At 55.9% G+C, this 11,094-nt stretch carries 11 protein-coding genes, 1 tRNA gene and 1 rRNA gene; 8 read left to right on the top strand and 5 right to left on the bottom strand.

Annotation, left to right across the window (positions count from 1 at the left end; genetic code table 11):
- Window positions 1–153 precede the first annotated feature (153 nt).
- From rrf to ETHHA_RS13985, 3 genes are all read left to right on the top strand, one after another.
- Window positions 154–270: ribosomal RNA gene (rrf, locus tag ETHHA_RS13995) — 5S ribosomal RNA — on the top strand.
- 47 nt (window positions 271–317) lie between these two features.
- Window positions 318–393, top strand: a tRNA-Asn gene (locus tag ETHHA_RS13990).
- A 184-nt stretch (window positions 394–577) separates the two neighbouring features.
- Window positions 578–919, top strand: coding sequence for a hypothetical protein (locus ETHHA_RS13985; RefSeq protein WP_137143928.1), 342 nt, complete (start codon window positions 578–580; stop codon window positions 917–919).
- Between the two features lie 50 nt (window positions 920–969).
- On the opposite strand, the gene dcd is transcribed toward ETHHA_RS13985, so the two are convergent.
- From dcd to ETHHA_RS15950, 3 genes are all read right to left on the bottom strand, one after another.
- A complete protein-coding gene (gene dcd / locus ETHHA_RS13980; RefSeq protein WP_013486610.1) occupies window positions 970–1,500 on the bottom strand; it encodes a dCTP deaminase in 531 nt (176 codons plus the stop codon).
- Window positions 1,497–3,875, bottom strand: a complete 2,379-nt coding sequence (locus ETHHA_RS13975; RefSeq protein ID WP_013486609.1) for a YfhO family protein — start codon at window positions 3,873–3,875, stop codon at window positions 1,497–1,499. Before ETHHA_RS13975 ends, dcd begins: the two co-directional genes overlap by 4 nt.
- 158 nt (window positions 3,876–4,033) lie before the next feature.
- Window positions 4,034–4,207 (bottom strand): hypothetical protein, encoded by a 174-nt coding sequence (locus tag ETHHA_RS15950; protein WP_013486608.1) that lies wholly within the window; start codon window positions 4,205–4,207, stop codon window positions 4,034–4,036.
- A 204-nt stretch (window positions 4,208–4,411) separates the two neighbouring features.
- Here ETHHA_RS15950 and ETHHA_RS13970 point away from each other — a divergent pair, with 204 nt between their 5' ends.
- Window positions 4,412–4,957: a glutathione peroxidase gene (locus tag ETHHA_RS13970; RefSeq protein WP_013486607.1), complete on the top strand. Its 546-nt coding sequence runs from the start codon at window positions 4,412–4,414 to the stop codon at window positions 4,955–4,957.
- Between the two features lie 106 nt (window positions 4,958–5,063).
- On the opposite strand, the gene ETHHA_RS13965 is transcribed toward ETHHA_RS13970, so the two are convergent.
- Window positions 5,064–5,954: a DivIVA domain-containing protein gene (locus tag ETHHA_RS13965; RefSeq protein ID WP_013486606.1), complete on the bottom strand. Its 891-nt coding sequence runs from the start codon at window positions 5,952–5,954 to the stop codon at window positions 5,064–5,066.
- 320 nt (window positions 5,955–6,274) lie between these two features.
- Between ETHHA_RS13965 and ETHHA_RS13960 the strand changes: the two genes are divergently transcribed.
- Window positions 6,275–6,922 (top strand): HAD family hydrolase, encoded by a 648-nt coding sequence (locus ETHHA_RS13960; protein ID WP_013486605.1) that lies wholly within the window; start codon window positions 6,275–6,277, stop codon window positions 6,920–6,922.
- Window positions 6,923–6,965: 43 nt separating this feature from the next.
- On the opposite strand, the gene ytvI is transcribed toward ETHHA_RS13960, so the two are convergent.
- Window positions 6,966–8,039: a sporulation integral membrane protein YtvI gene (gene ytvI / locus ETHHA_RS13955; RefSeq protein ID WP_013486604.1), complete on the bottom strand. Its 1,074-nt coding sequence runs from the start codon at window positions 8,037–8,039 to the stop codon at window positions 6,966–6,968.
- Window positions 8,040–8,346: 307 nt separating this feature from the next.
- Between ytvI and ETHHA_RS13950 the strand changes: the two genes are divergently transcribed.
- The 3 genes from ETHHA_RS13950 to thrB are packed head-to-tail and all read left to right on the top strand — an operon-like array spanning window position 8,347 to window position 11,002.
- Window positions 8,347–8,790 carry an ACT domain-containing protein gene (locus tag ETHHA_RS13950; RefSeq protein ID WP_013486603.1) on the top strand — a complete coding sequence of 148 codons (444 nt, stop codon included), beginning with the start codon at window positions 8,347–8,349 and terminating at the stop codon, window positions 8,788–8,790.
- 60 nt (window positions 8,791–8,850) lie between these two features.
- The gene (locus ETHHA_RS13945) at window positions 8,851–10,092 is read left to right on the top strand and encodes a homoserine dehydrogenase (RefSeq protein ID WP_013486602.1); all 1,242 of its coding nucleotides are present in this window, start codon (window positions 8,851–8,853) and stop codon (window positions 10,090–10,092) included.
- Window positions 10,093–10,105: 13 nt separating this feature from the next.
- Window positions 10,106–11,002, top strand: coding sequence for a homoserine kinase (gene thrB / locus ETHHA_RS13940; protein WP_013486601.1), 897 nt, complete (start codon window positions 10,106–10,108; stop codon window positions 11,000–11,002).
- Window positions 11,003–11,094: the final 92 nt, after the last annotated feature.

Genomic DNA, 11,094 nt, shown 5'->3' with positions numbered 1-11,094 from the left:
CGGATTGTGCTATATTAAATAGGCCTTTTTCCGGCGCGATCACTTCAAACCGGATGAAGATACAACCACAGGGCAGCAGACAGGTAAAGGTTTTAGGCAGAGCCGCATTTGGTTTCTGCTGGGTATCCTGAACCTGGTTGCATGGCCAGTGCAGCCGGTGTCAATGACGATGAGGTTCCACCCGTTCCCATTCCGAACACGGCAGTTAAGCTCATCGGTGCCGAAGATACTTGGAGGGAAGCTTCCTGGGAAAATAGGTCGGTGCCGGCACAATTTCATCTCTTGATTTGCTGTCCTCATGGCGGCAGCGGAGATATTCCTCAATAGCTCAGTTGGTAGAGCATGCGGCTGTTAACCGCAGGGTCGTAGGTTCGAGTCCTACTTGGGGAGCCACCGGTCATGCCGGTTTTAAAATACCTTCCACGTGGTGGAGGGTATTTTGTTTATATTTTACCTTAATGACCAAGCAGCCTGCTTTTGGGCCAAAAGGACATGGCGGAATCCTTGCAATGCTGTTCTGGGTGCAATACAATGGGTAGGGTATGTGTAAATTAAGCGTGCAGTTGGAATGAAAATTATGAAAACCGAGCAAAGGAGCCGTCACAATATGTGCAAAGAAAACCCCAACGCGAATACATCCGCGGAAAAGTGGGCGGATTGGATCGATGTGCGTCTGGATGAACTGGATAATCAGTATGAATCGCAGCACACAACAGATATCGATAAAGCAATTTTGGAAAAGATACGGCGGCAACTGGGACAAGTTCTGGGCACGCAGCATATGGATTTGTTGCATGCCTATACCGACAGGCTGATTGCTATATATAACCGGGATGGCGATTGGTTCTACAAGAAAGGCTGGCAGGATGCCATGCAGGTGATACAGGATTCGCCCTCCGGCTGGCTTGATGAACCATGACTCTAATCGTAAATAAAAGCGGTCTGTTTTCATGTGAAAACAGACCGCTTTTATTTGGGTTTTCTCTCGAAATCTTTATAGAGCAGACTGGGCTGCACACCACGGTTATTCTGATATTTCTCGCTGATATATGGCTCGTACGCGCCGGCAATGGTATGAAAATAAATTTGGCAGATCTCCACCCCTGCGTAGATACGAATAGGCTGGATACAACTGATCTCCAATGTCCAGCAGCCATGGAAGCCCACATCTCCGAAGCCTGCTGTGACGTGCACATAGAGGCCCAAGCGCCCGATCGAGGAGCGCCCTTCCAGCATGGGGACACAGTCGTCCGCGGCGGTATATTCGACCGTGCTGCCCAGATAGAGCCGTCCTGGCTCCAGTATCAGCCCTTCAGAAGGAATCACAATGTGCTCCACTTCATTTTTAGTCTTCATGTCCAGCAGATGGGATTTATAAACCAACAGTTCATTGTGCAGGGTCAGATTATAGCTGTTGGGGTTCAGGCGGCTTTCGTCATACGGATCGATCTCAATGGTCTTATGCAGTCTTTTTTTAATTTCAAGCCCGGAAAGGATCATGGCGTTTTCTCCTTGGTTTCCTTATTTTGCAGGGGGCGCGCTTTGCCAATGTGATTGAATTGCGGGAATCGTTCTTTGCATCGCGGCAGCCCAAAGCGCACGAACAGCAGATAAGCGACGAGGATCACGGCGAAAATACCGGTGACGGTTTGGCCAGCCGCAAGGCCGGGCGTTTTATAATTGAAGCGGATGGAGTTGCTGCCCGCGGTGCATTTTACGGCCATGAATCCCACGTTTACCTGTTCGATCGTTGCGGGGGTGCCGTTCACAGTGGCGCTCCAGCCGCTGTCATATGGTACGCTGAAAAAGACGAGATTGTCCTGCGGTAATGTGATGGCAGCGGAAAACCCTTTGTTATCCGTAGAAAAAGTCGAGCAGGTATACATGCGGCGCGCGGCGCTGTCGGCCGCTAGCTGGTTGTCGCTGGTGTTGTAGATGTCCGTCAGAGGGAGCGGCGTGAGCAAACGGCTGTATTTTTTGATCTGCGTGTCGTTGAGTAGTATGCCCTTGAGCAGCAGCAGGTCTTTGTTTTCCGAGACTTTATACTGGGATTGGGTGATGTAGGATGTATAGGTGAACCCCATAGGGATGAAGTTGGTGTTGCGCCATACCTTCATGCCGTTCTGGTAAGAGTCGAATACCCACCCCGGAGAAGTGAACGTGTCGGTGGCGTTCTGCTGCACCAGATATTTGACCGAGAGCAGCGCGCGCAGGCCGATATACTGCAGTTGCGGCCGGGAGGCCACATCGCGCTGCACGCCTACGCTCTGGTAAAAATTCATAATGGAGGTGGGCACCACGCTTTGGAATGCCTGGATGGTCGGCCAGTTCCAGAACATACCCAGATTGTCCATGCCGTTGTAGACGTCGATGCGGGAGAATGGTGTGCGGTTCAGCGTAAGTTTTTGCGCGCCTTCCACCGCCACGGATTTGTACCACGTGCCGTCTTCACCGTTTTCTTTGCCGGTGGCGACGAAGAAATTGGCGTAGATACAGATGGTGAGCGTGAGCAGAATAGTTACCCGGTATAAAAACCGGGGTGAGGACTTGCCGTTTCTCCGCAGGATTACGGCCAGCAGCACCAGTCCGCCGAGCGCAATGGCCACATAGACCCAGAAACGGTCGGGATAGGCTTCCAGTCCAATCTGTGTGATCTTGCCGCCGGACACTTGGGGAATCAGCCCAATGGCCAGCGCAAAAATGAGGGTGATGGCGAAGGTCCATTTCAGCCCCGCCGCATAATCGATGTCGGGGTCATCCAGCGCAATGCAGGTGGCAAGGCTCAGCATCAGCGTGGGCATGAAGAACCACCGTGCGTAATAGTCGCTGTTGAACAGGATGAACATGGAGTTCAAGCCGGGGATCAGCGCGATCAGCAGGCTGATGCAGAGGATACGCCGCAGCCAGTGACCTTTTCTGGCAATGATGAACGCTAGCGCGCCCGAGCAGGAGAAAAACGGCAGGAATGCGGACATGGACGACCATTTGTTGTTGGCGTCCGGGAAGAAATTCGGCCTGGCAGGAAGATCCTGCGGGAAGAACAGTGAGTGCAGGATGTCGCCGTAGCGCTGGTTGTTGTCATATAGCAGCAGGTTCCATCCCTGCAAAGGCTGGTGCACGCGGTAATTGCCCATCACCGCAAGGATGGCGGGAATGAACAGCACACACGCCAGCCCCACGCCCACCACCGATTCGAACAGCAGAAGAAAAAACTTTTTGATGCCCAGCTTCCAGTCCCCGGAAGCGGCTCGCAGGATAAAATAGAGAACCAGGAAAAACACCGTGCCAATGAAGAATTCATAGTTGATAATCGCATTGACGAACACCGCCAGCGCAAACAGGCCCTTGCGGTTGTTTTTCATGAATTCTTCTAAGCCGATGAGCAGGAACGGGAAAAATGCCATCGGTTCATGGAAATGGTTGAAAAAGATATTGTAGATGGAAAAGCCGGAAAAGGCATACAGAAGCCCGCCGATGGCGGCAAATTCATCCCGCTTGACGAACCGGCCGATGAACGCATAAGCGCCCACGGAGGCCACTGCCATTTTTAGTGCCAGCAGGGGACCCAACGTATAGGGGACCATCCAGTCCGGCAGCGGCATGGTAAGCCAGAAAAATGGGCTGCCGAGGTTATAGAACGCATAGGAGCCGATAAAATTGGCACCAAGGTCGGTCGTCCAGCTCCAAGCGGTGTTGCCGCTGCGGATGGCATTGTGCACCAGCATATAAAAAGGTACCTGCTGTACGTTATAGTCCCCATAAAAGACGAAGATACCTTTGTCGATGAGGATATACGGCAACAAAAAAGACAGGGCAATTATCAGAGAAATAATGAAGACTTCCAGATAGCGTCTTTTGGGTCGCAGCAGTTCCATAAAACCTCTTTTCGGCCTTTTGTTATACAGTCAGAAATGAAACGGTAAGCAGCGCCTGCTCCAAGGGGCTGCAGGTCGCAACACAACCATTATAGCAGGTCTTTTTTGGGAATGAAAGCCAATCGGGTCAAAAGGCTGTGTGAAAACCGCGGCGGGCGTTACCGTTTGGGCAGCAGGACGATCAGCAGAGTTGCCACCGGTCCGAGCAGCAGGGAAAGCAGGAACCATAAAATTCCCGAGCGGTTTTTGCCTTGTGCCAGACCGGCGTTGATGAGTGTCCGGGTTCCCCACCCGACCAGATACCCCTGGGGATGAGCCAAAAAAGCATTCATTGTACCCGTTCCTTTCTTAAAATGGAGAAAATGCCGTCCATAGCGGCGGCTTTGTTTTATTGTAACAAAAAAACCGCGCAGAAAACAACTGCAGACTGCCTGATTTCATGTGAAAAAAGAGGGAAAGTCGTTGACAGCGGTGCGTGAATGTGGTAACGTATAACTGTACTAAATGGGTAAACTTAATGCAAAGGAGTCTGAATTATGAGCATATATGATTTCAGCACGGAAACACTGGGCGGCAAGACCGTCTCGCTCTCGGATTATAAGGGCAAGGTGTTGCTGGTCGTCAATACGGCCAGCAAATGCGGATTCACCCCGCAATATGAAGGATTGGAAGCCCTGTACCAGGCCAATAAGGATAAAGGGTTTGAGATCTTGGGTTTTCCCTGCAACCAGTTTCTGGAGCAGGAGCCTGGCACAAGCGAGGAGATCCAGTCATTCTGCAAGCTGAATTACGGCGTGACATTCCCTCTTTTTGCCAAGATTGATGTGCGCGGCCCCAAAGCCAGTCCGATCTATAACTATCTGAAAAATGCGGCGCCGTTTAAAGGTCTTGATCTGAATGTGGAGGGCGCGCGCGTGATTGAGGGCGTGCTCAAGGAGAAATATCCGGAACTGCTTACCGGCAACGATATCAAATGGAATTTCACCAAATTTCTTATCAATAAAGAAGGCGAAGTGGTGGGGCGTTTCGAGCCGTATATCACACCGGCCGAACTCCAGAAAGAACTGGACAGATTGCTGTAACCGGCGGTATTGTAGACCGGTCGGCAGGTCTTTCGTTCACATACGAAAAGCCCGGCGTGCGTCCCCCTATCAGGGGCGCGCGCCGGGCTTTTGATTATTGTTCTATTTACTCGGCGACGCGGGAAAAATTGAAAGTACTGGCGGTTTCGGGGGACGGTGCGTCTTCATCCTGTTCGCTGGCCGCGGCCTGTTCGTCGGCAGCCAGTTCGCTTTCCTCCACGGCCGGCGGTTCATCCGGCTCGACGGCGGGGGAAAACGGTTTCTGATAGGCTTCTTGGATATGGCCGGCGGAGCGCTCCACATTTTCCAGCAGCGTGTCGATGTGGGAAAATGCCCGCTGGGTGCCTTCCCGCAGGTCGCTCACCTCGGAGCGAAACTGCGCGGTCTGCCGCAGCAGCTCCGTGAGCTCGGTGCGTGCCTGGTCCAGCACAGCCGCGGATTTTCCCTGTGCGTCAGCCAACTGTTTGGAAGCGTTTTCTTGTGCTTCCGCCAGGATATGGTCCGCCGTGGCCTGTGCTTCCATCAGCACGCGGCTGATGCGGTCCTCGTTATTGGCGGAGTTCTGGATTTTGTCGTTGAGTTCGCCCACCACGCTTTTCAGCTCGGCTGTCTGGAGCAGGGCCTTTTCTTTGTCTGCCTGCGTGCGTTCCTGTTCTTTCTGCACGGCGGCGAGCTCCTGCCGCAGACGGGCCACTTCAAACTGCGCGTCGTTCAGCTGTGCCCGGACGGCGCGCTTCTCTTCTTCGGCTGTGCCGGCGGCTTTGGCCAACTCGTCTGCCCGTTCGCGTTCGCGGGCCAGTTCCGCCTCCAGTTGCTCCGCTTGTGCAACGGCTTCGGCGTGCTGCGTTTTTTCTTCGTTCAGGTCGGCGGTCATTTTGCGCAGGCGCTGATTCAGCGATTCTACCTTCTGGCGCGCCTCTGTTTCGCGTTTGTCGATGTAGGCGAGCACTTCGTCTTTCTTAAAACCGCTGACGGCTGTCTTGAACATGCCTTCCATCTAGGGATCATCCTTCCTCGTATTTCCGCTCCGGGCGTCCGCGGCCAGGCGGATGCGCTTTCGGCGGTGTCCTGCTTTCTGTGCGCCGCTCGCGCGGCGGGTGGATTCGCGGGTCTGCCGTGCAGGCGCGGGCAGTATGTAATGCATATAGTATACCATATTCGCAGTGCCTACGTAAACCGCCAAACCGCCCGTCCGGATAGGATAGGGCTTCCGATTTTTCTTTTTGCCTGAAAAACGGTATAATGGAAAAGGTCCGGTCCATTCCCACGGAACGTGCGCGGCCGGGCGATAACATCTGTCTGAAAGAGAGATACAGTATGAACGGCGGCAATTGGATCGTTTTTGACCTGGATGGCACGCTCAATCGCACGGATCTGGTTTCGGTGGAGGCACACCAGCAGGCGCAACGGGAATTCGGTGTGCCTGTGCGGGACGCAGAGTTTATCATTTCCATGTTTGGCGGGATAGCACGAGACACGTTCCCGCTGCTGGCCCCCGGCCTTTCCGAGGAAGTATATGCAGAATATGGCGGCCGCGTGGCGGAGCTGGAGCAGGAATTGCTGCCCCAATGCGGACGCGCGTTCGATGGCTGTGCGGAGATGCTGAGCGCTCTGCGGGGAAAGGGCTGGCACACAGCGGTCTGCTCGAATGCCTCGGTGCGGTATATCGAAGCGGTACTGCAGGCCATACGGCTGCGCCCTCTCATTGATGAGCTGCGCCCGCTGGAACTGCATCTGACCAAAGTCGATATGCTGCGCCTGCTGCTGAAAAAGGTGGAGGCAGGCAGAGCGGTGATGGTGGGCGACCGCAAATACGATAAGGAAGCGGCGAGGGAGAACGGCATTCCGTTCATCGGCTGCCTTTATGGGTTCGCGCCGGACGAAGTGCGCGATGCCGACCATGCCGTGGCGCATCCGCTGGAGATCGTGGAGGCTGCGGAGCGGCTGGCGGAAAGCCGGGGATAAAAGCCAGACGGCCGTCTGTTCCCGTTTGCGGCTTAGTGCGGCGCTATTTCCAGAGGTGGACCTTCCCGGTGTCGTTCAGGCGTTTGAGTATCAGAACGATGAGCGGAAAAAGCAGCATGCCGGCCACGCCCGCGAATTTCAGCCCCAGAAAGATGGCAAACAGTGTGACAAGCGGATACAGCCCGATGCGGTCGCCCACCACCTTCGGCTCGAGGATGGTGCGCACCGTGGCAATGACCGCATACAGCACGGTTAGGCCGACAGCCAGTGGGATGTTGCCGAATAAAAGCGTGATGATGGCCCACGGCACCATTATGGTGCCGGTGCCGAGTACGGGCAGAATGTCCACCACCGCGATGAGCACCGCAACGAGAATGGCGTTGGGAATGCGCAGCAGCATTAGGCCGCACGTCAGTTCCAAAAATGTGATGAGCATCAGCAGGGCATAGGCCCGCGCCATGCCGCCCACCGACCGGAAAAAGTAGCGCTTGACTTCCACCGCTATGTCCGTATACCGTTCGGGCAACTGGCGCAGCAGGAAACCGCGGATAATGTCGTAATCCATGCTGAAAAAGCACGCAGAGAGGATGGTGACCGCGATGCCGAACAGCACGTTCGGCAGGCTGGCGAGCAGGCTTTTCCCCAGTGCAAGCAGCTGGTTGGCATAAGTGCTCACCTTCATCAGTTCCGTCGAGAGCCCTTCCATCATGTTTGAAATGTTCTGCGCCAGGACGGGGGAAACGGATCTGGCGGAATTGGTCAGGCTGTCCGTCGTCAAGTTGACCTGGTTGACAAGCGCCTGCAGGTATTGCGGCAGTTGCTGCACCATCGGCGTCGCTGTCATGATCAGGCGCGCAAGGATAACGGCACAGATTCCGAGCAGCCCCAGAATCAGCAGCAGGGCGAGCAACAGCCCGGCTGCCCGCTTGGGCAGGCGCCAGTGCCGGTGAGCAAACCGCACGGCGGGCTGTACGGCTGCCGCGATGAGGAAACCGAAAACAAACGGAAGGATCCACCCGAGCAGGAATTTGACGAGGACGGCACCCAGCGCGATAGCTACCGTAAACGTTGCCGTATTCAATAGAAACTTTTTTTTGCGTTCATCCCGGTCGATCATGTCAGCCTCCTGTGCCTGTTTTCGCGTGCGTGCACGCGTCCGGGTTCTGCGGGTGTGCGTGCAAGATCCCCGTGCTACTAGAATAAGCGAAAAGCGGGGAAATTATCAACTGCCCGCACGCGTTTTGGTAATTTTTTCAAAGAGTCTGCTTGCATAAACCGGAGTATGCGAGCGAAAACAGAAGAAATCAAGAGATTTCAAGGCGTAAAATCCGAAAATGCGGAAGACGGGCGATTGTGGCGCGATGCGCATCTATGATATAGTGTATCTGCTCATAATACAAAAGTATTCCGGTGGTGGACGGTATATGGAAAAAGCCCCGCGTTATCTGATTGTGGACAGCGAAGCGCTGCCAGACGTGTTTCTGAAAGTGCTGGATGCCAAGCGCCTGCTGCACACCGGCCAGGCGCACTCGGTGAACGAGGCGGCGCGGCTGGCCGGCATCTCGCGCAGCGCATTTTATAAATATAAAGGACGGGTGCGCCCCTATGACGACGACGCGGCGGGCCGCATTGTCACCATCAGCGCCATGCTGCGCGATGAAGCGGGCGTGCTTTCCGTGCTGATCGGTCTGCTTTACAAAAGCGGCGCCAACATTCTCACCATCAACCAGAACATTCCGGTGGACGGGATCGCGCCGGTTTCCATCACCGCGCGGATAGATAATATCCGTCTTTCGCTCACGGGGCTGCTCACGGCCCTGCGCAAGGTGGAGGGCGTGGAAAATGTGGAGATCGTTTCCGGCGCCTGAGGGCATCGGGTTTTCATTTGCCAAAAAAAAGGGCTGTGCCCATTTGGAGGTTTTACCATCATGATTGCAATCGCTGTGCTCGGCCACGGGACGGTCGGCTCGGGGGTGCTGGAGGTTTTCAACAAAAACCATGAGAGCATCATCCAAAAGGCCGGAGAGGATATGGAGATCCGCTACGTGCTGGACCGCAGAGATTTTCCGGATGTGCCTTACCACGACAAATTTGTGAAGGATTTCGACGTTATCCTGAACGACCCCGAGGTGCGGGTGGTGGTGGAAGTGCTGGGCGGGCTGAATCCCGCTTATGATTTCGTCCGCCGCTGTCTGGAGGCAGGCAAAAACGTTGTGACGTCCAACAAGGAACTGGTGGCGGCAAAAGGCGCTGAGCTGCTGGCCATCGCGCGCGAAAAGAATGTGAACTTCCTGTTTGAAGCGAGCGTAGGCGGCGGCATTCCCATTCTGCGGCCTCTCAGCCAGTGCCTGTCCGCCAACCAGATCGTGGAGATCGCCGGCATTCTCAACGGTACCACCAATTTCATTCTTACCAAGATGTTCCGCGAGGGCATGGCGTTTGCGGACGCACTGGCGCTGGCGCAGCAGCTCGGCTATGCCGAGCGCGACCCGAGCGCGGACGTGGAGGGCGGCGACGCCTGCCGCAAGGTGTGCATCCTGGCTTCGCTGGCCTACGGCCGCCATGTGAATCCCGAAGACGTGCACACCGAAGGCATTACGCATATCACCGCGGAAGACGTGCGGTACGCCGATGCCTGGGGCGGGGTCATCAAACTCATCGGCCGGGTGAAAAAACTGGAAGACGGGCGGCTGTTCGCCATGGTCAGCCCGGCGTTTATTTCCCGGGAAAGCCAGCTTGCCACCGTGGACGATGTTTTCAACGGCATCCTGGTACGGGGCGACGCCCTCGGCGACGTGGTGTTCTACGGGCGCGGCGCGGGCAAGCTGCCCACCGCCAGCGCCGTGGTGGCCGATGTGATCGATGCCGTCAAACATCTGAAAGCGCGCAAGTATATTTTTTGGGAACCGGCCAAAGACGGCTATGTCTGCGATTATCTGGAGGTGCCCGCCGCGATGTTTGTGCGCATTGCGGCCCGCAACCGCGCGGAGGCGCTGCGCTCGGTGCACGGCTTGCTTGGCAGTGTGACGGAAGTGGTCGCCCCCGGCGTGGAAAACGAGGCGGCGTTCATCACGCCCACGTTGCCGGAAGGCGAGATCGCCCGCGCGCTGCAGGCACTGCAGGCGCTGGATTACACCATCCTGTCCACCATCCGGGTACTGGACTATTAGGAGCTGACTCACCATGATCAAGATACAGATCCCCGCCACCAGCGCAAACATCGGGCCGGGATTCGATTCGCTGGGGCTTGCGCTGCGCCTGTATAACCGGGTGTGGATGGAAGAAGCCGACGGTATCCACATTTCCACGACCGACGGCTCGGATGTACCCTGCGGCGAAAACAATCTCATCTACAAGACCGTCGCATTTTTGTATAAGCTTTGCGGCAGGCCGTTCCACGGTCTGCGTATTTCCCAGGAAAACAATATTCCCATGACCCGGGGCCTGGGCAGCAGCTCAGCCTGCATCGTGGCCGGTCTGCTCGGCGCCAACACCCTGCTCGGCAATCCGCTTCCCAAAGCGGACATCGTCAACCTCGCCGCGGTGCTGGAGGGCCACCCCGACAACTCCACACCGGCCATCTTGGGTGGGCTCACGGCGGCGGTGCTGGAGGAAAGCCGGGTCTACAGTGTGAAGGTGCCCATCTCGGGCCGGTTGAAATTTGCGGCGTTCATCCCCGATTTTGAGCTCAAGACTGAAAAGGCCCGCGCCGCGCTGCCTGCGCAGGTGCGGCACAAGGACGCGGTGTTCAATCTTTCGCGCACGGCGCTGATGATCGCATCCCTGTTCTCCGGCCGGCTGGATAATCTGCGCGTGGCGGTGGAAGACAAACTGCATCAGCCCTACCGCCTGGGGCTGATCCCCGGTGCGGAGGATGTCTTTGCGCTCTGCATACGGCTGGGCGCCTATGCCTGCTACATCAGCGGCGCAGGCCCCACGCTTATGGCCATGGTGAACGTGACCGATCTTTCATTCCAGGCGCGCGCCGAGGAAGCGCTGCAGGAGTTGCCGCAGAAGTTCCGGCTGGAAATGCTCGACTGCGACGAAACCGGCGCGACGGTGGAAACCACAGAAGAATAACAATGCGGTGCTCCCGACGATGGAGCCGGATGTTCCGCAGGAATAAACTGGTAGCGACAGGCAAAACAGACCCCGGTCATAGTGTGACACAG

The sequence above is a fragment of the Ethanoligenens harbinense YUAN-3 genome (genome assembly GCF_000178115.2).
Lineage (GTDB): Bacteria > Bacillota > Clostridia > Oscillospirales > Ethanoligenentaceae > Ethanoligenens > Ethanoligenens harbinense.
Note: the sequence above shows the minus strand (reverse complement) of the source record. Positions and strands in the feature narration are given on the sequence as shown.

Excerpts from the sequence above, each read along its gene's own strand:
- ytvI (WP_013486604.1), bottom strand. The coding sequence starts at position 8,039 with ATGATCGACCGGGATGAACGCAAAAAAAAGTTTCTATTGAATACGGCA.
- ETHHA_RS13965 (WP_013486606.1), bottom strand. The coding sequence starts at position 5,954 with ATGGAAGGCATGTTCAAGACAGCCGTCAGCGGTTTTAAGAAAGACGAA.
- thrB (WP_013486601.1), top strand. The coding sequence starts at position 10,106 with ATGATCAAGATACAGATCCCCGCCACCAGCGCAAACATCGGGCCGGGA.
- ETHHA_RS13950 (WP_013486603.1), top strand. The coding sequence starts at position 8,347 with ATGGAAAAAGCCCCGCGTTATCTGATTGTGGACAGCGAAGCGCTGCCA.
- dcd (WP_013486610.1), bottom strand. The coding sequence starts at position 1,500 with ATGATCCTTTCCGGGCTTGAAATTAAAAAAAGACTGCATAAGACCATT.
- ETHHA_RS13975 (WP_013486609.1), bottom strand. The coding sequence starts at position 3,875 with ATGGAACTGCTGCGACCCAAAAGACGCTATCTGGAAGTCTTCATTATT.
- ETHHA_RS13960 (WP_013486605.1), top strand. The coding sequence starts at position 6,275 with ATGAACGGCGGCAATTGGATCGTTTTTGACCTGGATGGCACGCTCAAT.
- ETHHA_RS13985 (WP_137143928.1), top strand. The coding sequence starts at position 578 with ATGAAAACCGAGCAAAGGAGCCGTCACAATATGTGCAAAGAAAACCCC.
- ETHHA_RS15950 (WP_013486608.1), bottom strand. The coding sequence starts at position 4,207 with ATGAATGCTTTTTTGGCTCATCCCCAGGGGTATCTGGTCGGGTGGGGA.
- ETHHA_RS13945 (WP_013486602.1), top strand. The coding sequence starts at position 8,851 with ATGATTGCAATCGCTGTGCTCGGCCACGGGACGGTCGGCTCGGGGGTG.
- ETHHA_RS13970 (WP_013486607.1), top strand. The coding sequence starts at position 4,412 with ATGAGCATATATGATTTCAGCACGGAAACACTGGGCGGCAAGACCGTC.